At 63.9% G+C, this 22736-nt stretch carries 23 protein-coding genes and 1 pseudogene; 11 read left to right on the plus strand and 13 right to left on the minus strand.

Annotated elements, in window-relative coordinates:
- Positions 1-3: 3 nt before the first annotated feature.
- The gene (locus NKI97_RS20665) at positions 4-777 is read left to right on the plus strand and encodes a FadR/GntR family transcriptional regulator (protein WP_352453268.1); all 774 of its coding nucleotides are present in this window, start codon (positions 4-6) and stop codon (positions 775-777) included.
- A 25-nt stretch (positions 778-802) separates the two neighbouring features.
- Here the strand turns inward: NKI97_RS20665 and NKI97_RS20670 are convergent, their stop codons facing one another.
- From NKI97_RS20670 to NKI97_RS20690, 5 genes are all read right to left on the minus strand, one after another.
- Complete coding sequence (locus NKI97_RS20670) at positions 803-1909, minus strand: Gfo/Idh/MocA family protein (protein WP_352836294.1); 1107 nt, start codon at positions 1907-1909, stop codon at positions 803-805.
- Positions 1910-1941: 32 nt separating this feature from the next.
- The gene (locus NKI97_RS20675; protein WP_352836317.1) at positions 1942-2754 is read right to left on the minus strand and encodes an ATP-binding cassette domain-containing protein; all 813 of its coding nucleotides are present in this window, start codon (positions 2752-2754) and stop codon (positions 1942-1944) included.
- Positions 2755-2786: 32 nt separating this feature from the next.
- Positions 2787-3902, minus strand: coding sequence for an ABC transporter permease (locus tag NKI97_RS20680; protein ID WP_352473541.1), 1116 nt, complete (start codon positions 3900-3902; stop codon positions 2787-2789).
- A gap of 148 nt (positions 3903-4050) precedes the next feature.
- The gene (locus NKI97_RS20685; RefSeq protein ID WP_352453270.1) at positions 4051-5019 is read right to left on the minus strand and encodes a rhizopine catabolism ABC transporter substrate-binding protein; all 969 of its coding nucleotides are present in this window, start codon (positions 5017-5019) and stop codon (positions 4051-4053) included.
- Positions 5020-5086: 67 nt separating this feature from the next.
- The gene (locus NKI97_RS20690) at positions 5087-6061 is read right to left on the minus strand and encodes a polysaccharide deacetylase family protein (protein ID WP_352748976.1); all 975 of its coding nucleotides are present in this window, start codon (positions 6059-6061) and stop codon (positions 5087-5089) included.
- A 362-nt stretch (positions 6062-6423) separates the two neighbouring features.
- Here NKI97_RS20690 and NKI97_RS20695 point away from each other — a divergent pair, with 362 nt between their 5' ends.
- Complete coding sequence (locus NKI97_RS20695) at positions 6424-7668, plus strand: DegT/DnrJ/EryC1/StrS family aminotransferase (RefSeq protein WP_352750389.1); 1245 nt, start codon at positions 6424-6426, stop codon at positions 7666-7668.
- 168 nt (positions 7669-7836) lie between these two features.
- Complete coding sequence (locus NKI97_RS20700; RefSeq protein ID WP_352836296.1) at positions 7837-8280, plus strand: SRPBCC family protein; 444 nt, start codon at positions 7837-7839, stop codon at positions 8278-8280.
- Between the two features lie 31 nt (positions 8281-8311).
- On the opposite strand, the gene NKI97_RS20705 is transcribed toward NKI97_RS20700, so the two are convergent.
- The 5 genes from NKI97_RS20705 to NKI97_RS20725 all read right to left on the minus strand — a co-directional run bounded on the left by NKI97_RS20705 (position 8312) and on the right by NKI97_RS20725 (position 12067).
- Positions 8312-8677, minus strand: a complete 366-nt coding sequence (locus tag NKI97_RS20705; protein ID WP_352836299.1) for a GFA family protein — start codon at positions 8675-8677, stop codon at positions 8312-8314.
- Between the two features lie 193 nt (positions 8678-8870).
- Positions 8871-10337: a rhizopine catabolism transcriptional regulator MocR gene (mocR, locus tag NKI97_RS20710; RefSeq protein ID WP_245274662.1), complete on the minus strand. Its 1467-nt coding sequence runs from the start codon at positions 10335-10337 to the stop codon at positions 8871-8873.
- Positions 10338-10341: 4 nt separating this feature from the next.
- The gene (locus NKI97_RS20715; RefSeq protein ID WP_352683585.1) at positions 10342-10548 is read right to left on the minus strand and encodes a LacI family DNA-binding transcriptional regulator; all 207 of its coding nucleotides are present in this window, start codon (positions 10546-10548) and stop codon (positions 10342-10344) included.
- A 200-nt stretch (positions 10549-10748) separates the two neighbouring features.
- Complete coding sequence (gene iolE, locus NKI97_RS20720; RefSeq protein ID WP_352683582.1) at positions 10749-11660, minus strand: myo-inosose-2 dehydratase; 912 nt, start codon at positions 11658-11660, stop codon at positions 10749-10751.
- A 119-nt stretch (positions 11661-11779) separates the two neighbouring features.
- A complete protein-coding gene (locus NKI97_RS20725; RefSeq protein WP_023675825.1) occupies positions 11780-12067 on the minus strand; it encodes a DUF3175 domain-containing protein in 288 nt (95 codons plus the stop codon).
- Between the two features lie 175 nt (positions 12068-12242).
- Here NKI97_RS20725 and NKI97_RS20730 point away from each other — a divergent pair, with 175 nt between their 5' ends.
- The 7 genes from NKI97_RS20730 to NKI97_RS20760 all read left to right on the plus strand — a co-directional run bounded on the left by NKI97_RS20730 (position 12243) and on the right by NKI97_RS20760 (position 20229).
- Positions 12243-13475, plus strand: a complete 1233-nt coding sequence (locus tag NKI97_RS20730; RefSeq protein ID WP_352836302.1) for an MFS transporter — start codon at positions 12243-12245, stop codon at positions 13473-13475.
- A 173-nt stretch (positions 13476-13648) separates the two neighbouring features.
- Entirely contained in the window at positions 13649-14677 is a 1029-nt protein-coding gene (gntR, locus tag NKI97_RS20735) for an HTH-type transcriptional regulator GntR (RefSeq protein ID WP_352836304.1), read from the plus strand.
- 294 nt (positions 14678-14971) lie between these two features.
- Positions 14972-16096, plus strand: coding sequence for a sugar ABC transporter substrate-binding protein (locus tag NKI97_RS20740; RefSeq protein ID WP_352453282.1), 1125 nt, complete (start codon positions 14972-14974; stop codon positions 16094-16096).
- 80 nt (positions 16097-16176) lie between these two features.
- Positions 16177-17718: a sugar ABC transporter ATP-binding protein gene (locus tag NKI97_RS20745; RefSeq protein ID WP_352453283.1), complete on the plus strand. Its 1542-nt coding sequence runs from the start codon at positions 16177-16179 to the stop codon at positions 17716-17718.
- Positions 17715-18695: an ABC transporter permease gene (locus NKI97_RS20750; RefSeq protein WP_023675830.1), complete on the plus strand. Its 981-nt coding sequence runs from the start codon at positions 17715-17717 to the stop codon at positions 18693-18695. Before NKI97_RS20745 ends, NKI97_RS20750 begins: the two co-directional genes overlap by 4 nt.
- Complete coding sequence (locus tag NKI97_RS20755; RefSeq protein WP_352456242.1) at positions 18692-19678, plus strand: ABC transporter permease; 987 nt, start codon at positions 18692-18694, stop codon at positions 19676-19678. Before NKI97_RS20750 ends, NKI97_RS20755 begins: the two co-directional genes overlap by 4 nt.
- Positions 19679-19749: 71 nt before the next feature.
- A complete protein-coding gene (locus NKI97_RS20760) occupies positions 19750-20229 on the plus strand; it encodes a gluconokinase (RefSeq protein WP_352750393.1) in 480 nt (159 codons plus the stop codon).
- Here NKI97_RS20760 and NKI97_RS20765 read toward each other — a convergent pair.
- Positions 20226-20675: an RrF2 family transcriptional regulator gene (locus NKI97_RS20765; protein ID WP_006202816.1), complete on the minus strand. Its 450-nt coding sequence runs from the start codon at positions 20673-20675 to the stop codon at positions 20226-20228. The genes NKI97_RS20760 and NKI97_RS20765 overlap by 4 nt on opposite strands.
- 247 nt (positions 20676-20922) lie before the next feature.
- Positions 20923-21909, minus strand: coding sequence for a sulfate ABC transporter substrate-binding protein (locus NKI97_RS20770; protein WP_352750394.1), 987 nt, complete (start codon positions 21907-21909; stop codon positions 20923-20925).
- A gap of 180 nt (positions 21910-22089) precedes the next feature.
- On the opposite strand from NKI97_RS20770, the pseudogene NKI97_RS20775 reads away from it, so the two are divergent.
- A pseudogene (locus NKI97_RS20775) lies at positions 22090-22359 on the plus strand (PIN domain-containing protein); the annotation flags it as partial.
- Between the two features lie 14 nt (positions 22360-22373).
- Here the strand turns inward: NKI97_RS20775 and NKI97_RS20780 are convergent.
- Positions 22374-22736: TOBE-like domain-containing protein (locus tag NKI97_RS20780; protein ID WP_352836308.1), on the minus strand; the 363-nt coding region annotated here is incomplete at its 5' end.

The following is a 22736-nucleotide window of genomic DNA, read 5'->3' on the forward strand; positions in this document are numbered from 1 at the left end:
GCCATGCAGGACGCGAAGCCGAATAAGGGAAAGACAGCGGCCGAGGCGTTCGCCGAACGCACGAGCGGTATTCGCCGGGCCGATGCGGCGCGCATGCCGGGGTCGAGCGTGCATGCGTCGCTCGCCAACGAAATCGGGCTGAGGATCGTGCGCGGCGACTATCCGCCGGGAACCATCCTGCCCAACGAAGCCAAATGGTCCGAGACGTTCGACGTCAGCCGCTCGGCGGTGCGCGAAGCCATAAAAATGCTGATGGCGAAGAGCTTGCTGTCGTCACGTCCCAAAATCGGCAGCTGGGTCGAGCCGAAGGAACGCTGGAACCTGCTCGATCGCGACGTGCTGGCCTGGTATGCGACCTCGCCGGACCGTGAGGTGTTCCTCCGGACCGTGCAGGAGTTCCGCCACATCATCGAGCCGGAGGCCAGCGCTTTTGCCGCCATGCGGCGCACCGACGAGCAGATGGCCGAGATCAGCCAGGCCTGCCGCGAGATGGGTGAGGCGACCAACCTGCAGGAGCGGACGCGCGCCGACACGCGTTTTCATCTCGCCATCCTGCGGGCCTCGGGCAACGATCTGCTGGTGCCGCTCGGCGTGCTGATCGAATCGGCATTCGATCATCTGTTTGCTTATACCACGCGGGAACTCGACGATTTGCAGCATGCGCAGAGGCTGCATGAGGCAATCGAGAAGAGCATCCGCCTGCAGCGGCCGGATGCGGCGCGCAATGCGGTGCGCAAGCTGCTGGCCAATACCGACAGCGTCATCAAGTCCAGATAGCGCCGTTCGGCTACAGGTGGAGTGCTCAGTCGAAGGGTGCGGTCGCGAGATGCCGCCGGGTCAGCCCGATCAGCAGCGCCTGGTCGCGGGCGGCGTGTTCGGGTGGGTTGACGACCGCATCGCCATTGACGATCGCTGCCCAGAAGCCACGCATCTCTTCGACGAAGGCTTCGGCGTAACCGGCACGCAAATCTTTCTTCGACAGCGTGTGACCGTCCGAGGTCGTCACCGTCAGCCGGGTCGGATGATGGTTGAGCCAGGGCGAGGGGAATTCGAGCTCGAGGCTGGCATCGTCGAAGAACAGCGTTATCCGCTCCTTGTAGTCGGCGAGCTTGGGTACGGTGAGGTGGGTCATGGTCCACAGCGCCTGCCCGTCCAGCAGCTTGACGGCGCCGTGGCCGCCGTCGCCATTGGCAAAGATCTGCGCGCCGACGACCTCGCCGTCCGGCACGCCGAGCGCATCGAGCAGGCCATGGACGGCATTGACATCGTGAATCAAGGCCGAGCTGTAAGCGCCGGTAAATCCACGGAAAGCGAGATCGGTCAGATGCACGCCGACGGCCTCTTCGACCTGGCGCTTCTGCTTGGCGGCGACAGTGGCGACCATGTCTTTTGGGATATCGGTACCGCGCCTGTAGGGCTGATGGGCGATGAACGGCCAGGCGTCGGGATCGTTTACCTCCACCGAGACCGCGCGCAGCGTGCTCGATGTTCCAGGCAGCGAAGCGAGCGCCAGCCGGTAATTCGGGTCGAAGCGCTTCATATAGCCGACCTGAACGATTTTCCTGGCGGCGTCGCGCGCGGCGATGATCCCGGCGATTTCCGCCAGCGAATAGCAGAGCGGCTTTTCGCAAAAGACATGCAGGCCAACTGCCAGCGCCGCCAGCACCTGTTCGTGATGCAGCGGGTCCGGCGAGCCGATCACCACCGCGTCGAGGCGCTGGTCGAAGAGCTGGTCGATCGTTTCGAAATTGGCAATGCCATGGGTGTCGGTGACGAACTGCCGCGAAATCCTGGAGGGATCGGCGACCCCGACCAGCTCGAACAATTCACCGAGGCGCAGCAGATTGGGGATATGCTCGACCTGCGAGATCATGCCGGCGCCGACGACCCCGACGCGTATCCTGCTCATTGGATCATTCCCCGCAATGTCCGATTGTCAGCTCAAGGCGCCGCAGGCGGCCGGTTGCCGATCTGGGCGAGCAGGCCGGCAATCTCCGCCTCGACCGCTCTCAGGTCCTCGCCGCCCGACATGATCGAGATGACCTCGTCGCGCGAAATCTCGGACTTGGCGTAGGTGCCGCGATTGCGGCCGCGGTTGAGCAGCGTGAAGGTGTCGCCGACCGGATAGGCGTGGTGGATGTTGTGGCTGATGAAGATCACGGCCAAACCCCGCATGCGCGCTTCGATGATGAACTTCAGCACCATCGCCGCCTGGTGGACGCCGAGTGCGGAAGTCGGCTCGTCGAGGATCAGCACGCGCGCGCCAAAATGCACGGCGCGGGCGATCGCCACCGACTGGCGCTCGCCGCCCGACAGCGTGCCGACGGCTTGCGTCGGATCGCGCACGTCGATGCCGATATCGGCCATCGCCTGTCTGGCGATGGTGTTGGCGCGCTCTTTGTCGATGCGCGAGAAGGGCAGGCTGCTTTTGGTCGGCTCGCGGCCGAGGAAGAAGTTACGGGTGATCGACATCAGCGAGATCATGCCGAGGTCCTGGAACACCGTTGCCACGCCGAGCTCCTGCGCGTCGCGCGGGCTGCGGAAGGTGACCGGCTTGCCGTCGACCAGGATTTCGCCCTTGCTCGGCCGATAGACGCCGGACAAAACCTTGATCAGCGTCGACTTGCCGGCGCCGTTATCGCCGAGCAGGCAGTGGACCTCGCCCGGATAGACCTTGATGTCGATGTTCTGGAGGGCGCGCACCGAGCCGAAATTGACGCTGACGCCGCGCAGTTCCATTGCCGGTTCGGTCATTTGGGCCGGTTCGGTCATTTGGGCCGGTTCGGTCATTTGCCACCTCCGCGGCCGAGCGCCTTCAGCCTGATGTAGTTGTTGACCAGCACGGCCATCAGGATGACGATGCCGAGGAAGACCTTGAACCAGTCGGTGTCGATGCCGGTGTAGAAGATGCCCATCTGCACCAGCCCGAAGATCAGCGCGCCGAACAGCACGCCATAGACGGTGCCGTAGCCGCCGGTGAGCAGCACGCCGCCGATGACGGCGGCGATGATCGCCTCGAATTCCTTGAGCAGGCCGCGCGTGGTGTCGGCGGAGCCCGCCTCCATCACCTGGATGGTGGCAAGCAGCGTCGCCGCGCAGGCGGTGTAGACGAACAGGCTGATCTTGACGCGATCGACCGGCACGCCGACGTTGCGGGCTGCGATCAGGTCGCCGCCGGTGGCGAAGATCCAGTTGCCGTATTTCGTCTGGGTGAGCACGTAGCCGGCCAGCGCCGTCAGGCCGAGCCACCAGACGATCGACATCGGAATGCCGGCAACGAACGGGATGCCGTCGCTGCGGGTGGCTACCCAGCCCTGCGCGCCCATCCAGTGGAACAGGCCGGTGAGCAGATGGCCGTTGAAAATGCCGGCCGTCGCCGGATCCGGTGCGCCTTCGAGTATGTAGGGGATCTGGGTGCGGCCGGTGACGGCGCGGGTGATGCCGATCGACAGTCCGCGCAGGATATAGAGCGTGGCAAGCGTGACGATGAAGGAGGGCAGGCGCGTCTTCACCACGATCAGGCCGTTGAGATAGCCGGTGAGGATGGCAACGGCGAAGGCACAGGCGATGCCACCCCATAGCGGCAGGCCCCAGTACTTCACCGTCAGCCCGATGACGACACCGGCAAAGCCGACCATGGAGCCGACCGAAAGATCGAACTCGCCGGCGATGATGAGGAGTGCTGCCGCGGTGGCGACGATGCCGAGCTCCGCCGACAGCGTCAGGAAGGTCATCGATCCCTGCAGCGAATAGAGGTTTGCCGCGCCCGGCAGCAGCGCAAAGATGATGATCGTCGCAAGCAGCCCACCGGCGGCACCGGCTTCCGGCCGGCGCAGCCACTGGGTCAGCTTGCCGGTGCTGGCCAGCCGCTCGTCGGCGCCGGCGGCCCGCTTCGACGTCATGCCGAAGCGGTCGGTCGCCTTCAGTTCGCCCGGAGGTATCGCCTTGTCTTCCACGACCGCCATTAGGCTCTCCAATCGCTCAATTCGCAATCTTCGAACGGATCGGGAGTGCGCTTGGCGCATTCTCCCGTTCCGTCGGAGCGCTTGCCTAGCGGATGCCCTCTTTGGCGAGCGCCAGGATCGCCTTGGCTTTTTCCGGCGAGTCTATGAACAGCGGTCCGGTATAGGCGTTGTTCTGCGGCCAGAAGCCGTGCGTCGCCTGCTCGACCAGATAGATCACCGGCAGATAGCCCATCAGATATTGCTGGGCGTCCATGCCGAAGCCCATTTCGCCGGCCACGACCGAATCGAGAACCTCCGGGCTGATGTCGAATGTGTAGAGCTTGAGCTTGCCGAACAGTTCCTTGTCGCGGAACATCGGGATCAGCGGGTTGGCGGCGGTGGCGCCGAGCGCAAAGACGGCCTGCGTGTCGGGATGCGCCGACAGATAGGCCTCGGTGCGGCGCTGGACGTCGGCGGGATCCGGCGCCACGGCCAGAACCTCGGTGCCGCCGCCGGAGGGCTTCAGCCCGTCATTGAGGCCCTGGCAGCGCTGGTCGAGGCTGACATTGCCGACCTCGTGGTTGATGCAGACGACCTTGAGCGTGCCTTCCTTGGCCAGCCGCTCGCCGGCCTTCTTGCCGGAATCATATTCGGAAACGGTGCCGACATAGAGCGTCGTGCCGAGCTCGGCGCCTTCCTTTTCGCCGGAATCCAGAACCACCATGGGAATATTGGCGGCAAGCCCGGATTTGACCGATTTGCCGAGCGCATTGGCGTCGGCGATGGAGACGGCGATACCGTCCGGCTTGGTGGCGATGGCGGCGTCGAGAAGCCGGGCCTGCTCGACCACGTCGAAGACCTGCGGCGCGTAATATTCGACCTTGGCGCCGGTGAGGGCGGCCGCGTCATCGACGCCGCGCTTGACCACCGACCAATAGGGATCGGACGCCGACCCGTGCACCACGAAGGTGATGCGGACGTCCTTCGGATCCTTGAGCCCCGCGGCATGCGCGATACCCGTCATCAGGCCCGCCGAAACGAAGGCGCCCAATGCCACTTTCAGAAGAGTTTTCATCTTATTCTCCCATTTGTCGTTGCAGTTCCAATCCCTCTGGCGCCGTTTTCCGGCCGCGACGATCGGCTCACGTTGCGGATCGGGTGGCCGCTTTGCGGGCCTTTGCCGACGCCAATCGCTGTTCGCCCACGGTGTGGCCGCGGGCTGTTGTTGATGATCGCCCGGCCGAGAGCGTGGCGCGAAGCTCCTCGCGCAACGGCTTCATGCCGATGACGTCGATCGGCTGTGCGGCGAGCCAGTCGCGAAAGCCCTGGTCTCGGAACAGCTCGTACTCTTCGGTGCGAATATAGGCGGAGCGCGGCTCGATCAGCTCGAGTTCACCGGGCGCGTTGCAATGCAGGCAAAAGAAGGTCAGGCCCTCGCGCACACCCTCGATGAGCGCCTTGTAAGCCGGCTCGATCGGCCTGGAACGCGGCCGGCCCCAGGTCGTCTGGATGGCGGCGTCGAAAATGGCAAAGCCGCCAGCGCGGGCCAGCGCCACGCCGCGCTGGAACGCCTCCTCGGTGACGCCGACCAGATTGTCGTTGGGGGAATAGGCGGACAGGGTCTTGGTCAGCAGCACGGGCAGCTGATATTCGAGCCCGAGCTTGATGTAGATGTCGCAAAATTCCGGCGACAATGCCGCGCCCATATGCGCGTCGAGATGGGTGACGTCGATGCCGGCGCGATAGGCGGTGTCGATCTGGGCGCGAAGCTCGGCCTCGACCGCCTGCGGCACCGCCTTCCGGCGCGTGGTCGCCACATCGGGCCAGAAGAAGCCGAACTCGTCGGTCAGGCCGGCCGCCCGCGACGGCGCGGTCAACGGCCGCCATTTGTAGTGCTGCTTCTCGCTGTTCAGCGTCAGGTGGACGCCAAGGTCGAGGGCAGGGTTGGCGGTGGCGCTTTCGGCCATTTCGAGGAACCACGGGCACGGCACCATCACCGCGCCGGAACTGCAGACGCCCAGCCCGCTCAATTCGAGGAAGGCGCTGTTGGCGCCGTGGCACATGCCGACATCGTCCTCGTGGAGCACGATCCGTTTGCTGGAGCCGGCGGCGTTCACGACCGGCCGCCTTCCCGCCGGCGCGCCGGTTTCGAGGGTCTTCCAAAGTGTGTCCCGTATTTCATGGAACCAACCGTTTGCCCAACTGGCCGGAATGGAACGCCGAAAGCTGGGTTTCCGACAGGGCCACTTTGGCGAATTCGGATGGGTACGATTTGCCTGCCGGCTGAGACACTTAGCTGCCGATTTCCCCAGTCACGGTTCAAAACCAGTCATAGGAACCGTCTTCCGGGCGCAGATGGCTTGGTCGAATAGCGGCGGAGTGGTTCTTTCAAACTGTGCCGACAAGCCTACAGCTGTCCACACCATCAAGCGACCACATTATCAAGTGACCCACACTATCAAGTGACTGGAGGCCTGTCATGTACACCGCCGGCGAAGAGGAAATCGAAGCCATTGCCAGGGTGATCCGCTCGGGCGCGCTGTTTCGTTACGGCAAGGACAGCGAATGCGACCGCTTCGAGGCCCGCTATGCGCAGCATCTTGGCGTCGAGCATTTCGCGCTGGCCGCCAGCGGCACCTATGGGCTCGCCGCCGGCCTGATCGGCCTCGGCATCGGCCCGGGGGACGAAGTGCTGGTGCCGGCGCACACCTATATGGCGACCGCGACCGCGGTGCTGTCGGTAGGGGCCATTCCAGTCATCGTCGACATCGACGAGAGCCTGACCATCGATCCCATGGCCTTGCGCGATGCCATCGGGCCGCGCACCAGGGCGGTCATCCCGGTGCATATGTGGGGCGCGGCCTGCAACATGAATGCGATCATGGACATTGCTGCCAAGCGCGGCTTGCTGGTGCTGGAGGATGTCTGCCAAGGCATCGGCGGCGGCTATGAGGGCCGCAAGCTCGGCTCGATCGGCCATGCCGGCGCTTATTCCTTCAACTACTTCAAGAACATGACCTCGGGCGAGGGCGGCGGCATCGCCACCAGCGATCCGAAAGTGGCGGAGCGGGCGCGCTGCGCCATCGACCCTTGCCATTTCTACTGGCAGGGCAGAAGCGACAGCATCAAACCCTTCGCCGGCATCGGCGCGCGTGCTTCCGAACTGATGGGGGCGATGCTCAACGTCCAACTCGATCGACTGGACGGCATCATCGAGGCGATGCGGGCCGAGAAAAAGACGGTGCTGGCCGGCACCCGCCACCTTAGCAATCTTGGGCTGACGCCGTCGCCGATGAACAGCGCGGACGACGATTGTGCCGCACAGGTGATGTACCTGCTGCCGAGCGAGCAGGCGGCGCAGACTTTTTCGAAAACCATTCCGAGCGTCGTTGCCGGCAAGACCGGCCGTCACAATTTCACCCAGTGGGACCAGGTGCTGATGCATGAAGGCGCGCATCATCCGGCGCTCAATCCTTACGCACTGCCCGAGAACCAGGGCCTGCGGCTGGATTATTCCGACGACCTCGGCAAGCGCTCGCTAGACATCCTCAACCGCACCGTGATGGTCGCCATGAACCCGGCGCACAGCGATACCGATATTCAGGACATGATCCACAACATCGACGCGGCGGCGCGGGTGGCGCTGGAGAATGCTTCGCTCGATGATATCGAATTGCGCAAGGCGGCACCGGTCGATCTGCAGAAGTTCGACAGTGTGAACTAGACCAGATCCGGCGCGGTTTGCTACCTGCGGCCGAGTTCCTTGTCCGGCGGCCGGGCGAGGATTCCGGCCGGCATAACCGGTCGCCAAAAAATCCGCAGGCCCGTGTCGGATAGGCCGGGCTCCGCTCGTCCTAGGGGGCATCGATCAACAACACGGAGGATTAACGATATGCCCGGCACCGTACGGCTGCACCGCGTTCTGACAACCAGCCCGGAGAAAGTCTACCGAGCGTTCCTCGAAGCGGACGCACTTGCGAAATGGCTTCCGCCGAACGGCTTCACCTGCACGGTTCATCACTTCGAGGCGAAAGTCGGCGGTACGTTCAAAATGTCCTTCCGCAACTTCACCACCGGCGACAGCCACTCGTTCGGCGGCGAATATGTCGAGCTCGTGCCCAATGAGCAGCTGCGCTACACCGACCGCTTCGACGACCCCAACCTGGCCGGCGAGATCGAGGTGACCGTGACATTGAAGAATGTGTCGGTTGGCACCGAAGTCAATATCACGCAGGCAGGTATTCCAGACGCCATCCCGGTTGAGGCCTGCTATCTCGGCTGGCAGGAGTCGCTGCGAAATCTGGCGAAGCTCGTTGAACCCGAGATCAACCCGTAAGATAAAGCGCTGCCCTGGCGGGTCGGCGTCGCTAACCGGAAACCCAGGGATGACGCCGTTCTTCCCACCCAACATGCGCCGGGGCCGGAAAGGCGGGATCGGCGAAGCAGCCGACCGCGACGGCGATCCATTCAGGCTTTCGCTCGGGCTCCCAGAAGACGCTCGAGCCGCAGCCCGGGCAGAAATGGAAAGTGACGTGGTGGCCGCTCCGAGCTGACCGGCTGTAGGTCTTGGCGTCGCCTTCGGCTTCTACCTTGTCGCGCGCAAAGAAGGCGGCGACGCCGTATGTGCTGCCGGTCCGTTTCTGGCAGTCGAGGCAGTGGCACTGTGCGACCAGTTGCGGCTCTCCGTTACAGGAGATCCTCAGTTGCCCACAGGCACAGGATGCGGTTCTCATGGCAATCCTCATGGTTCAGATGAATGCGTTGCCCGCCTATACCGGCGGTTGGCATGCTTCTGGTTTTCGGGGAGGTTCGGCCTTGGGAAGCGCGCTTTGCGCGAACGCCGAAAAACAAGGACCGACGCCCCATCTTCCTAATCACTGCGGGCGATTGACTCAACCCCGCGGTGAACGAGATGGAGAGCCGGCTCTAGCTTCTGTCCAATCTTAGAAACGCGGCGCGCAGCGCCAGCACGGCGCGCAGGATCTGGCGTTCGTCCATTGCTGCATAGCCGAGCAACAGGCCGTGCTCGGGTTCTGTGGAATGGTAGTTGATCGAGATGCCCTGGACGTCGAGCCCTTCCTTGACGGCGGCGGCAACCACGTCGCTGTCCTTATAGGGCCTGACGAAGCTGGCCAGCAGCTGCATGCCGGAATCGTTTTCCGTGACGGTCAGCCATTCGGCCAGATGCTCCTGGCATAGCTTGACGAAGTTCGCCTGCCGGCGCGCATAGAGCCGGCGCATGCGTTTGAGATGCGTGGCGAAATAGCCCTGGGTGATGAAGTCGTTGACCGTTGCCTGCAGGATCAGCGGCGCGAACTGACCGGTGATGCTCACTGCCCGGTCGAAGGGCACCGACAATTCGCGCGGCACGATCAGATAACCGATGCGCAGCGCCGGGATCAGCGTCTTGCCGAAGCTGCCGATATAGACGACGCGGTCGGCATGATCGAGCCCGCGCAGCGCCGGCACCGGCCGGCCGCGGAACCGGTATTCGCCGTCATAGTCATCCTCGACGATCCAGGCGCCGTTGCGTTCGGCGATGTCGAGCAACTGCAATCGCTCCTCGATGCGCATGATTGTGCCGAACGGCCATTGGCAGGATGGCGTCACATAGATCAGCCGCGGCGGCGGCAGCTCCGGATCGGCAAGATGCCAGCCGCGCCGGTCGACCTTCAACGGTGCCAGCCTGGCGCCGCTGGCGAGAAAGGCGCTCTTGGCGCCGAGATAGCCGGGCTCCTCCATCCAGACATGGTCGCCTTCGTCCATCAGCACGCGCGAGACGAGATCGAGTGCTGCCTGCGCGCCGGTGACGATGATCACCTGGTCGGCGGTGCAGCTGATGCCGCGCGACAGGCCGATGGTCGAGGCAATGGCCTGACGCAGGCCGGGGTGGCCGGCAAAGGAGAGATAACCAAGCAGGCTCTCGTCGCGGCTGCGTGCATTGCGCACCAGAAGGCTTGACCAGATGGTGAACGGAAACGACGCCGTTTCAGGCACGCCGGGATGGAAATTGATGACGCCGGCATTGCGTGGCGGCTGCGGGCCGTTGACGATGGTCTGGCCACGCCGCGACAGCTTTTGCGGCGCTGCCAGTCCGGCGCGCAGGGATGCCAAGGGGCGGTTCTGCTGGATCGGCGCCACCCAGGTGCCCGATCCGGCACGCGCCTCGATAAAACCTTCGGCAAGGAGCTGGTCATAGGCGGCGATGACCGTGTTGCGCCCGACCTTCAGATCTTCGGCCAGCGAGCGCGTCGACGGCAGCAGCGTGTTCTGCGGGATTTGGCCATCAAGGATGAAGCGTCGCAAGGCGCCGTAGATCTGACGATGCATCGGTTCTTCCGAAGCGCGGTCGACCGACATGATGTCGAGGGAAAGGCGCATGTGGTCCGCCACGGCACTATCCCCCGACGAACCGGGCGGCGCGGGCGATCTTTTCCTCGTTGAGCCGGCAGACGGTGTCGAGCACCAGTCGCCTGGTTTCGGGGCTGATCTCGCGGCTGTTCTTCAGCGCGCGATGCACGGTGGCGGCGCCAAGTTCCGCCTTCTCGGCAATCTCCCGGATGGTGCAAAGCCGTTCCATGCCAAGCGCAGCTTCGAAAGCCATGTCGCTCCTCCTCGGTTGCATCAAGGCACGGCTTCCGGCCGGCCTCAAGCTTGAAAGTCGGGGTTTGAAATCCAGAGCCGGGATTCTGCGATCCGCGCCGCGCAGGGAGCAAGGCGGCGCGGATCGCCGGGCGCCTTCGCGTCGCTAACCCCATCGAGGCGCGCGCCCATTATGTTCCTCCGGCTCGCAATGCGGGCCGGTCATTCTGCCTGCCGAGTCGCCACTTCGAAGCCGGCCTCGCGGGTGGTGGCGAGCAGCGAGAAATAGCCTTTGCTGGCATAGGTCAGCGGATGCGCCTTGGCCGGATCCTGCTCGGCTTCGACAACGAGCCAGCCTTCATAGCCGCGCGCGGCGAGGAGTTTCAGCAATGACAGGAAATCGACCGAGCCGTCGCCGGGCACGGTAAAAATGCCGTCCATTACCGCCGCCATGAAGCTCATGTCCTCGCGGCGTGCCCGTTCCAGCACCGCCCTGCGAACGTCCTTGCAATGGAAATGCACGATACGGTCGAGATGCCGTTGCAGCAGCGATTGCGGGTCGCCGCCCGAAAACAGGCAGTGGCCGCTATCGAACAAAAGGCCGACGCTTCGGCCCGTCGCCGCCATCAGCCTGTCGACTTCATCGTCCGTCTCGACGATGGTGCCCATGTGGTGGTGGAAGGCCATGCCGACCCCGAATGCAGCCATGCGGTCGGCGAGGGCGGTCAGTTTCTCGCCATAGGACGGCCAGTCCCTGTCGGCGAGGCGCGGACGCTCGGAGATCGGTGCGAAAATGCCGTCATGGCGACCGCGCGAGGTGTCGGCGTAGACGACGATCCTGGCGCCGAGGTCGCGCAGCAACGTCAGATGCGGGGTAATCGCCGCGAATTCCTCTTCGACCGTGCGGTCGAGAATGCGGCCATCATACCAGCCGGAGACGAGTTCCAGGCCATAGGATGACAGGAGCGGCCCAAGCACTTCAGCCTGGCGCGGAAATTTGCCGCCCAGCTCGGTGCCGCGGTAGCCGGCCAGCGCCGTTTCCGACAGGCAGGTCTCCAAGGACGTATCCCCGCCAAGCGCCGGAACGTCGTCATTGCTCCAGGTGATGGGATTGATGCCGATCTTGACCGTCATGACGCCAGGCTTTTGCGGGCTTGGGAATACAAGCCGAGCCTGCAGACTGGCGGCAAAGAGGACCCGTCACTAGGTCCAGTTGAGCCGAATTTGGCAGAACCAGTCGATGGCGATCGATTCTAGTCTTCCTTTGGGCGGCCAAAAAGGGCGCGCAGCTCGTCTTTGGCGTCCTCCAGCACTTTCTTCTGCGCCGCCGGCAGGTTCTTGCCGGCGCGGTTGATGTAGAAATTCAGCATCGACATGGCGGATTGAAACGGCCCTGCCTTGCGCCGGTCGCTGTGCTCGGCCGAGCGCTTCAACGAGGCGGCAATCTTCTTGGGATCGTGGGATTCGAAGATGTGTTCCTCGAGGTCCAGCGCGTCGCTGTGCTCGGTGACGTCGGCGGACCATTTCCGTTGCGCGGTCATGGCAAACTCCTTCCACTAGGTCGTTGCCGGGAAAACGCCTTATGGCGCACCCCTGTTCCACTTCGGCCCGGATCCCTGGAGCCACGGATTTGCCTGTCGTGGCGCTGCTCGGCGATGCGAATGCGCCGATAGTGGTCAGAACCGCCGATTCAAGAACTGCGGACAGGAAACGCTCTTGACCCCAATCGTCTCAAGCCAGGCAGAAAGTTCCGGCATCGACAGTGCCTATGCCTGGATACGGCTGGGCATCTCGATGCTGCTGGCAACGATCGGCGGGGTCGGCATGTGGGCGGTGGTCGTGGTGCTGCCTGCCGTGCAGGCAGAATTCGGCGTCGATCGCGCCGCTGCCTCGATGCCCTACACCGCGACCATGGTCGGCTTTGCCGCCGGCAATGTGCTGTTCGGCCGCGCCATCGACCGCATGGGGTATTGGATCCCGGCGCTGATTGCCGCGATTACACTTGGCGCCGGCTTCCTGCTGGCGTCGCTGACCAGTTCGATCCTGCAGTTCACCCTCGTCCAGGGCCTGTTGATCGGCGTTGGCTCGTCGGCGATCTTCGGGCCGCTGATCGCCGACATCTCGCACTGGTTCAACCGGCGCCGCGGCGTCGCGGTGACGGCTGCCGCATCCGGCAACTATCTCGCCGGAGCGATCTGGCCGACGGCGATGCCCTATGTCATGCAGACCGAGGGCTGGCGCTTCACCTATGCCGCGATCGGCGCCGTCTGCCTGGTCACCATGGTGCCGCTGATCCTGCTGCTCCGGCGCGGCGCACCGCCCCAGGCGGCTCCGGGATCGCCGGGGAGCCGCGTGGTCCAGCCGATCTCACTGTCGCCGGCGGCCTTGCAGGCGCTGCTCATCGTCGCCGGGCTCGGCTGCTGCGTGGCGATGTCGATGCCGCAAGTCCATATCGTCGCCTATTGCATGGATCTCGGCTACGGCGTGGCGCACGGCGCCGATATGCTGTCGATCATGCTGGCGGCGGGCGTAGTCAGCCGGCTTGGCTCCGGCTTTCTTGCCGATCGCATCGGCGGCGTGAAAACCCTGCTGATCGGTTCGGTGCTGCAATGCCTGTCGCTGCTGTTCTATATCCCGTTCGACGGGCTTGCCTCGCTCTATGTCGTCTCGCTGGTCTTCGGCCTGTCGCAGGGCGGCATCGTGCCCTGTTATGCGATCATCGTGCGCGAATATATGCCAGCCAAGGAGGCTGGCCAGCGCGTCGGCATCGTCATGATGGCGACCATCTTCGGCATGGCGATCGGCGGCTGGATGTCGGGCTGGATCTACGATCTGACCGGCTCCTATGCCGCCGCGTTCCTCAACGGCATTGCCTGGAACCTGCTGAATATTTTGGCCATGGTGCTGCTGCTGTGGAAGGCCCGGCGCAGCGCTGCTGTGGCGGCCTGAGGCACAGCGATACGGATACAGTCTCTCCGGCCGTCGCTTGACAACAGCCGAAGGCTGCGCGACGCCAGACAAGGTGTGGCAACGGGCCAGTTTGGCATGGCAGCAGTTTCAAAAACGCTGAACATCGTTTCACGGTCGCGTGTGGGCGGTTGCCCGGCGTCCGGACGAGTACGGTGATCAAGCCGCGCTCACGCCGCGGCGGCGGCCGCCCGACCATCGCCGACGTCGCCCGCAAGGCCGGCGTCGGCGCCATTACCGTATCGCGCGCCTTGCGTGAGCCGGGGCGTGTCTCGGAAGATCTGCGCCGCCAGATCGAGTCCGCCGTGAACGAGCTCGGCTATGTGCCCGACCCGAATGCGCGGGCGCTGGCTTCGGCGCGCGCCGAGGTCTTTGGCGTTCTGGTGCCGTCGCTTACCAACAACGTCTTTGCCGAAGTGGTGCGCGGCATCTACGACAGCCTGTCGGACGGCCCTTTCCGGATTCAGCTCGGCAACACCCACTATTCCGGCCTTGAGGAAGAGCGGCTGCTGCAGGTGTTTGGCCCGCAACGCCCGGCGGCGCTGATCGTGGCCGGCATCGACCAGACGCCGGCGTCGCGAAAACTGCTGGAAACGGCAGGCTGTCCGGTGGTGCAGGTGATGGAGACCGGGCCCGATCCGGTCGACATGATGGTCGGCTTCTCGCATTTCGAGGGCGGCAAGGCGGCAGCCGAACATCTGATCGAGGCAGGCTATCGCCGGATCGGCTTCATCGGTGCGCGCATGGATCCGCGTTCGCAGCGGCGGCTTGCCGGCTATCGCGCGGCGATGGAGGCGGCCGGCCTGTTCGATCCGAGGCTCACCACCACCACGCCGGTGCCTTCCAGCGTCACCCTCGGCCGCGAATTGTTCCGCGACGCGCTGGCCAAGGTGCCGAGCCTCGATGGCGTGTTCTGCAACAATGACGATATCGCCCTCGGGGTGCTGTTCGAATGCCATCGCGCTTCGATCGCCGTGCCGAAGACGATCGGCATCGTCGGCTTCAACGATCTCGACATGATGGAGGTGGCCTTTCCGTCGGTCACCAGCGTTCGGACCTACCGCTACGAGATCGGCCGGCGGGCGGTCGCCATGGCGCTTGCGGCTATCGAAGGCAACAGGCCAGAGCAGCGGGTCATCGACCTTGGCTTCGAACTCAAGCGACGTGAGAGCACGGCGCGCTGAAGCGAGCCTCGACGCAATGGCGCTTTACACTACGTCATGGTAGCGCTACCAGTTGTCGCCGGGCGGTACTTCGCTCAGAAGATGGGGGCTGTTTATTATACATAAGCGACAGCTCATGCTTGTTTATTATGTATAATATGATAGTTTTTGTGGGACTAGCCGGGCAGCAAAGGAGGGGATCGGGTCGGCATTCGGCCACCTGAACGCGCGACGGGTACGGCGGGAGGTGCCGGGCCGGAAACGCGCAAATTCATCGGCGTAACAACAAACAAACTGCAACTGGGAGGAATATCGATGATCAAGTCACTCGTTGGCGGTATCGTTGCCGCCACTGCTTTCGTCATGCTGAGCTCGTCGGCGATCGCCGATCCTGAAATCGTCAAGGGGCCATCGGCCGAGCCTGACTGCTTCGCGCCCTGGTCGGCCGATACGCAGTTCTTCAAGTTCCCCAAGAAAGATGGCCCGTACCGCATCGCTCTGGCCAACGGCTATATCGCCAACACATGGCGCATCCAGATGGTGCAGACGGCGAAGGCCTATGCAGCGCAGCCGGCGGTCGCGGCCAAGCTCAAGGAATTCAAAGTGGTCTCGACCGGCGAGGACGTGCCGGCCCAGATTTCGGCAATCAATAATTTCATCGATTCCGGCTATGACGCGATTGTCGTCAACGCCCAGAACCCGACCGCGTTCGGCCCGGTCATCAAGCGGGCCAAGGAAGCCGGTGTGGTGCTGGTCGCTTTCGACAACATCCTCGACACCAAGGATGCCATCAACGTCAATGTCGACCAGAAGGGCCTTGGCGAATTGTGGGCCAACTGGCTGGTCAAGCACGTGCCGAACGGCGGCAAGGTGCTGGAAGTGCGCGGCGTCGCCGGCACGTCCGTCGACACCGATCGCCACAACGGCATCCACGAGGTTCTCGACGCTTCCGGCAAGAAATGGGACGTCACCGAGGTCGTCGGCAAGTGGGATGACGGCGTTGCGCAAAAGGCTACGGCCGATGCCATTGCCACCAACGGCCCCTTCGACGGCATTACCGGACAGGGCGGCGATACCGGCATCGTGCAGGCGATGATCGATGCCAAGCATCCGTTCGTGCCGTTCGGCGGCGAGACGGAGAACGGCTTCCGCAAATTCTGCGCCAAGTTCGCCGCTGACGGCCTGAAATGCTCGTCGGCCGGTACCGGCCCGGCGCAGGTCGCGGTTGCCATCAAGACGGCGATTGCAGCACTTGAAGGCCAGGTCGTGCCGCAAGCGGTCAAGCTGCCGCTGGCGATCGTCGAGGATCCGAACTTCAAGGCAGGCCAGGACTACTTCCCCGACCAATCCGACAATTTCTTCGTCGGCAATTCCTTCCCGACCTGCGGCATCAATTTCACGGCGCAGGAAATCATGGGCCAGAGCAAGGAAAACCAGTAAACTCCGACAGCCCGACGCCGCGGGAGATCCCGCGGCGTCGGCGCTCGACATCCTGATTGCCAAGCGCCTGGGGAGGGCCGATGGACGGTGCGGTTCCGCTCTTCCGCATGGAAGGCATATCCAAGCGCTATGGCGGCGTGCGGGCGCTGGAGAAGGCCGAACTGTCGGTCACTCCAGGCAGCATCCACGCCATTCTCGGCGAGAACGGCGCCGGCAAATCGACGCTGATCAAGGTCATGGCGGGGGTTGTTGCGCCCGACGAGGGCCGCATGATGCTGGACGGAAGCGAAGTTACCTTCGCTTCGCCGGCCGCCGCCAACCAGGCCGGCATCGTCTGCATCTTCCAGGAGCTGTCGCTCGTCCCCGAACTCAGCGTTGCCGACAACATCGTCATTTCCGATCCGCCGAAGCGTTTCGGCATGATCGACCGCAAGGCGCAGCGCCGCATCGCCGAAGAAGCCCTTGCTCGCGCCGGCGCCTCCGATATCCATCCGCTGGCGCTGGTCAAGGATCTTCCTCTTTCAAGAAGGCAGATGGTCGAGATCGCCAAGGCACTGGCGCGCAAGCCACGCATCCTGATCCTGGACGAGGCGACCTCGGCGCTGACCGCGGCTGACGTCGCCAGGGTTTTTGCCGTGTTGAAGCGGCTGCGTTCGGAAGGGCTGGCGCTGCTCTATATATCGCACCGCATGAACGAGATCGCCGAGCTGGCCGACCAGTGCACGGTGTTCCGCAATGGCCGCAATGTCGCCAGCTACGCGGCCGGTACAAAAAGCGACAACGAGGTCGTCGAGCTGATGATCGGGCGCGAATACAGCCACATCTTTCCGCCCAAGCCCGCGCGGGCGGCTGCCGCAGCCACGCCGGTTCTCGAGGCGCGCAGCCTGTCCTGGACGGATCGGCTGCACGATGTCTCGCTATCGGTCGGGGCGGGCGAGGTGGTCGGGCTTGGCGGCCTCGACGGCCAGGGCCAGCGCGAATTGCTGCTCGCCTTCTTCGGTGTGCTGCGTGGCCTGTCGGGCCAGATCCTGATCGACGGCAGGCCGGTGGCGATCGCCAGCCCGGCCGCGGCGCGCGATGACCGGATCGGCATGGCGTTGATCCCGGAGGACCGCAAGACCGAAGGCTTGATGCTGCCGATGACGGTGCGCGAAAACCTCTCCTTTGCCGCCCTCGATCGGCTGTCCAGGGCCGGCATCATCGATCGCGCCGCCGAGCAGCGGCTGATCGACGACATGGTCGGTCTTCTGGCGATCAAAACCGCCGGCCTCGACATTTCGGTCGGCGCGCTGTCCGGCGGCAACCAGCAGAAGGTCGTCATCGCCAAATGGCTGATGCGGCAGCCGCGCATCATCCTGCTTAACGACCCGACGCGCGGCATCGACGTCGGCACCAAGCAGGAGCTTTACCAGTTGATGCGCAAGCTTGCCGACCAGGGTGCGGCGATCCTCTTCTATTCGACCGACTATGACGAGCTGATCGGCTGCTGCGACCGCGTGCTGGTGCTCTATGATGGCGCGGTCAAGCGCGAACTGGTCGGCGCCGAAATCACCGAGCGGGCGCTGATCGCCAGCGCGCTCAACATTCACGAAGAGATGCCAAGGCAAGGAGCGGGCGCGTGAAGGATTGGCGCTACTGGCTTGCCGAACAGCGCGGAACGTTGCTGGCGTTCGGCATCTTCGTTGTCATGTTCGTCATCTACACCTCGAACCATCCGGCGGGCTTCACCGCCAACGTCGTACAAACGGCCTCGAACAAGGGCGTGCTGCTCGCCTTCGTCGCCATGGCGCAAACGCTGGTGGTGATCACCGCCGGCATCGATCTTTCGGTCGGTATGATCTTCACGCTGACCAACTGCCTGGCCTCGTGGCTGGTCGTCGGCACCGGCATCGAGACCGCCTTCGGCGTCCTCGCCGTGCTCGGCACCGGGCTGCTGTGCGGGGCAATCAACGGTGCGATCGTTATCTATGGACGCCTGCAGCCGATCGTCGCCACCATCGCCACCGGCGCGGTCTATTTCGGCATCGCGCTGCTGCTTCGGCCGTTTCCCGGCGGCTCGGTCAATGAAGGGCTCGCCGATGCGCTGACCGGGCGCCTGTTTGGTTTTGTGCCGGCGAGTCTGGTGACGCTGCTGGCGGTCGTGCTCGTGGTCTGGGTGCCGTTCAGCCGGTCGGTGCTAGGCCGCGCCGCTTATGCAGCCGGCTCCTCGGAGATGGCGGCCTACATGTCCGGCGTGCCGATCCGGCGTGGAAAGTTCGCCGCCTATGCGCTTGCCGGTCTGCTTGCCGCGATCGGCGGGCTGTTCCTGACGTTCTTCACCTATACCGGCGATGCGGCCTATGCCAGCGGCAACGCCTATACGCTGTTTTCGATCGCCGCGGTCGTGCTTGGCGGCGTGTCGCTGTTCGGCGGCAAGGGCAGCGCCATCGGCGCGATCTTCGGCGCGCTTGCCTTCCGCACCATCGGCGACCTGCTGTTCGTCTTCGATTTCGATCCGCTCTGGCAGCCCCTGTTCCAGGGCGTCATTCTGCTGATCGCGGTCAGCCTCGGCGCGTTCGCCCTGTTTCGGGTCCGCAACCGGCTGGAGTGGTTCCTGTGAGCGAAACGACTGTGAGTGGTCTCGCCGGCCGCATGCCGAAATTCCTCCGCCGCGCCGACCCGGCGGTGCTGACGGCGTTCGCCTGTATCGTGCTGCTGCTGTTCCTCGGCAGCCTCTATTCGCGCAGCTTCCTGTCGCCTGAATACCTTTTGCAGCAGCTCAAGGTGGCGTCGTTTCTCGGCGTCATCGCCACCGGCATGATGCTGGTCATCCTGCTCGGCCAGATCGACCTGTCGGTGCCCTGGTCGGTGGCGGCCGGCGCCATGATGGCCTGTGCCGCGGCCGCATACGGTACCGTCGGCGTGGCGCTTGCCATTCCGTTCGGCATCTTCTGCGGTGTTCTGATCGGCATCGTCAACGGCATCGGCGTCGCCTATCTGCGCATTCCCTCGATGATCATCACGCTTGCCACCAACGCCGTCGCGCAGGGGCTGATGGTGGTCTACACGGGCGGTTTCTCGCCGCAGGATTCAGCGACCGGTGCGATGCGCTATCTGGCGACCGGCTTTGCCGTTCCTGCCGTGCCCAACGCCGTCCTCATCTGGGCGCTGATCGGCGCCGCAATGGTGTTCGTGCTGACCCGCACCGGCTTCGGCCGCACCGTTTACGGCATCGGCAATCGCGAGCGTGCCGCCTATCTTTCCGGCATCGATACAAGGCGCGTGGTGATGATCGCCTTTGCGGTTTCGGGCGGGCTCTCGGCCTTCGGCGGCGTGCTGTTGGCCGGCTATGCCTCCAAGGCGGCACAGTCGATGGGCGATGCCTATCTGCTGCCGTCGATCGCCGCGGTGGTGCTCGGCGGCACCTCGATCCTCGGCGGGCGCGGCTCCTATCTCGGCACCGTCGCCGGGGTAATCCTGATCACCCTCTTGCAGTCCATTCTCTCTGTCATGCAGATGCCGGAGGCGGGGCGCCAGATCATCTACGGCGTCGTCATCGTCGCCATGCTGCTGCTCTATGGCCGCGCGCCGGCAAGCCGCTGACCTGCATGACCGGTAAAGACGTGGCATATAAGCCGGCGAGCACTGTTCGAACGATACCCGCCATCGTGGTGATGGGCGTTGCCGGCTGCGGCAAGTCGGTTGTCGGCGAAGCGCTTGCAGCGGCATTGGGCGCCGTCTTTATCGAAGGCGACAGGCTGCATCCGCCCGAAAACGTCGCACGCATGGCGAGCGGCCAGCCGCTCACCGACGCGCTGCGCGAAGGCTGGCTCGACGCGATCGGCCAGCGGGTGGCCGCGTCGGTCGCAAGCGGGCAAGGTGTGGTCGCCGCCTGCTCGGCGCTGAAGCGCAGCTACCGCGATCGCCTGCGCGGCTTTTGCCCGGATATCGTTTTCGTTTACCTGGAAATCGACCCGGCAACAGCAAAACAGCGCGTAGGCAGTCGCAAGGGTCATTTCATGCCGGCAAGCCTGGTCGACAGCCAGTTCGCCACGCTCGAGGCGCCAGCGGCGGACGAGGCGGCGATAACCTTGGATGGCACGCGTCCGGTCGCCGACACCGTCGCGACTGCCTTGAGCCTGCTCGCGCGCTAGATTTGCGACGTCAGTTCGACTGGGAAATCGTCATTGTCGGCGTCGCGCATGGCCGCGAGGCTGCGGTTGTCCAGCACCTCGGCGATCGCCTGCCGGACCTCCAGCATCATGTGCCGAACCTGGCAGGTCGCCTCGTCGCAATCCTCGCAGCGCTGGTATTGCGTGCGGCTGGCGCAGGGGATCGGCGCCAGCGGCCCGTCGAGGACACGCACGACATGGCCGATCTTGATCTCGGAAGCCGGCCGGGCAAGGCGGTAACCGCCTTCCTTGCCCTTGCGGCTCTGGACGAAGCCGGCGTTACGCAACTCGCCCAGGATTGCATCCAGGAATTTCTTGGGGATGTTATTGGCGACCGCAATGTCGTTGACGAATGCGAGCTGGCCGACCGGCAGGCCCGACAGATGCACGAGGGCCTTGAGGCCGTATTTGCCTTTTTTGGTAAGCATGCCCCGAGTCAACCCATGAAGCCCCAACCACCCGCGTCTGGCGGCTGTTTGTGTGCAAATCATGACGGTTTGATCGCGCGAAGCTGTTCGCGAAAACAAGCCGTCCGTTCTCACGGTAGGCACAAACGCGTTGATTCTTTGTAACGTTTTGGACGGAATGCGCTCGGAAAGTGCCAGAAATCACCTTTCGCAGCGCGAAAGCAAAGAAGCCGGCAAAGCCGGCTTCTGTCAAAGTTGGAAGATCGCCTCAGCGGCTGCCATAAGTCTGGTCGAGCAGGCCGCCCGCTGCAAAGTGCTCGGCCTGGACCTTGGCCCAGCCGCCGAAGACGTCCTCCACCGTCAGCAGGCGGACATCGGGAAACTCAGCCTTGTATTTGGCGGCGACCGCCGCGTCGCGGGCCCGCAGGCCGTTGCGGGCGGCGATGTCCTGGCCCTCCGGCGTATAGAGGAAGTCGAGATAGGTCTTGGCGAGATCGCGCGTGCCATGCTCGTCTGCAACGGTGTCGACGATCGCCACCGGAAATTCCGCCAACAGGCTGACCGAAGGCGTTACCTGCTCGAACTTGTCCTCGCCATACTCCTTGCGGACGCCGCGCGTTTCCGACTCGAAGGTGATAAGTACGTCGCCGATTTCGCGCTGCACGAAAGTGGTGGTCGCGGCGCGCCCGCCGCTGTCGAACACCGGCACGTTGTTGAACAGCTTGGTGACGAACTCCTTCACCTTGGCGTCGTCGTCCTTGAAGGCTTCCTTGGCGTAGGCGGTGGCCGCAAGATAGGTGTAGCGCGCATTGCCCGAGGTTTTCGGATTGGGGAAGATCACCTGCACGTCGTCGCGCACGAGATCGCTCCAATCCTTGATGTGCTTCGGATTGCCGGCCCGCACCAGGAAGGAGGGCAGCGAATAGAAAGGCGAGGCGTTGTCGGGAAAGTCCTTCTGCCAGTCGGCGGAGATGAGGCCCTTCTTGACCAGGAAGTCGATGTCGATGACCTGGTTGAAGGTGACGACGTCGGCGCCGAGGCCTTCGGCGATGGCGCGTGCTTGTGCCGAGGTTCCGGCATGCGACTGATCGATGGTGACGCTGGGGTGGCCGGCGACGAACGCCTTGTTGACCTGCGCAAACAGTTCGCGGCCGACATCATAGGAAGCATTGAGCAATCTGTCGGCCGACCAGGCTTGGGAGGATGCGAGGACCAGGCCGGCCAATGTGGCGACGCCAAGCAAAAATCGCTTCATGAAAACAGGCTCCAATGCCATGAGCTTAATGCCGGACCATAGCGGCAAGGCATCGTGCGCGACGAGGCACGCAGAGCGGCCGCTCCACGTTGTCGATAGAAGAAATATTCCCGCTGTGGGCGATTTCTAGTTTTTTCTTTCAAGCAGAGTCTCAGGACAGCTTGGCAGCGGCGCCGATGCCGTCGGCGTTGCGTCAAGAAAAGATCAGCCAAGTTGCACAAGAAGGTCGAGGAATTGCTGGCTGAGATACCCGTCTTGCCGCTCGATGTGCCGGTGGATGCCGAGTACGGCGCGATTCGCGCAGAACTGGAAGGCAGGGGCCAGACCATCGGCCAAAATGACCTTTTTATTGCTGCCCACGCCTGTACGCTGGGAACTACCCTGGTGACCGCCAATACCAGGGAGTTCAACCGGATCAAAGGCCTGAAGGTCGAGAACTGGCTGGTGTAGCGCCTGATAGAGGATCAAGCAGCCGGAAAAAGCTTCCAGCGCCGCGGCCTAAAAGCCACGCGACTTTTCTGCGCCGCCGGATGATCGACGGGCAATTCGATCTCGACCCGCTGACGTTCGCCGCCGATTTCGAGCTCGACCCGCCTGGTGCCGGCGACGCGGCGGCTGGCGGCGACCGTGCCGGCGATGCAGCCGTTGCATTCTTCCACCAGATCGACGTCGTGCGGGCGAAAGAACAGCGTCGCTTCGCCTTGCGGTGCGTGCGGCGCGGAAAGCCCGATCGGCCGGTCCGCGATCCAGACCTGGCCGTCCTCGACCTTGACCGGAAGCGAACTCGATTCGCCGATGAAGCCGTAGACGAAGGGCGAGTTCGGAGT

Origin of the sequence: Mesorhizobium sp. M0296 (assembly GCF_040321675.1) — a bacterium.
GTDB lineage: Bacteria > Pseudomonadota > Alphaproteobacteria > Rhizobiales > Rhizobiaceae > Mesorhizobium.

Bases quoted from the DNA above. Each gene is read 5' to 3' on its own strand.
- NKI97_RS20670 (WP_352836294.1), bottom strand. From the start codon at position 1,909: ATGAGCAGGATACGCGTCGGGGTCGTCGGCGCCGGCATGATCTCGCAG.
- NKI97_RS20665 (WP_352453268.1), top strand. From the start codon at position 4: ATGCAGGACGCGAAGCCGAATAAGGGAAAGACAGCGGCCGAGGCGTTC.
- NKI97_RS20680 (WP_352473541.1), bottom strand. From the start codon at position 3,902: ATGACGTCGAAGCGGGCCGCCGGCGCCGACGAGCGGCTGGCCAGCACC.
- NKI97_RS20760 (WP_352750393.1), top strand. From the start codon at position 19,750: ATGGGCGTTGCCGGCTGCGGCAAGTCGGTTGTCGGCGAAGCGCTTGCA.
- NKI97_RS20765 (WP_006202816.1), bottom strand. From the start codon at position 20,675: ATGCTTACCAAAAAAGGCAAATACGGCCTCAAGGCCCTCGTGCATCTG.
- NKI97_RS20745 (WP_352453283.1), top strand. From the start codon at position 16,177: ATGGACGGTGCGGTTCCGCTCTTCCGCATGGAAGGCATATCCAAGCGC.
- iolE (WP_352683582.1), bottom strand. From the start codon at position 11,660: ATGACGGTCAAGATCGGCATCAATCCCATCACCTGGAGCAATGACGAC.
- NKI97_RS20685 (WP_352453270.1), bottom strand. From the start codon at position 5,019: ATGAAAACTCTTCTGAAAGTGGCATTGGGCGCCTTCGTTTCGGCGGGC.
- NKI97_RS20725 (WP_023675825.1), bottom strand. From the start codon at position 12,067: ATGACCGCGCAACGGAAATGGTCCGCCGACGTCACCGAGCACAGCGAC.
- NKI97_RS20770 (WP_352750394.1), bottom strand. From the start codon at position 21,909: ATGAAGCGATTTTTGCTTGGCGTCGCCACATTGGCCGGCCTGGTCCTC.
- NKI97_RS20695 (WP_352750389.1), top strand. From the start codon at position 6,424: ATGTACACCGCCGGCGAAGAGGAAATCGAAGCCATTGCCAGGGTGATC.
- NKI97_RS20740 (WP_352453282.1), top strand. From the start codon at position 14,972: ATGATCAAGTCACTCGTTGGCGGTATCGTTGCCGCCACTGCTTTCGTC.
- NKI97_RS20700 (WP_352836296.1), top strand. From the start codon at position 7,837: ATGCCCGGCACCGTACGGCTGCACCGCGTTCTGACAACCAGCCCGGAG.
- NKI97_RS20715 (WP_352683585.1), bottom strand. From the start codon at position 10,548: ATGGCTTTCGAAGCTGCGCTTGGCATGGAACGGCTTTGCACCATCCGG.
- NKI97_RS20675 (WP_352836317.1), bottom strand. From the start codon at position 2,754: ATGACCGAACCGGCAATGGAACTGCGCGGCGTCAGCGTCAATTTCGGC.
- NKI97_RS20705 (WP_352836299.1), bottom strand. From the start codon at position 8,677: ATGAGAACCGCATCCTGTGCCTGTGGGCAACTGAGGATCTCCTGTAAC.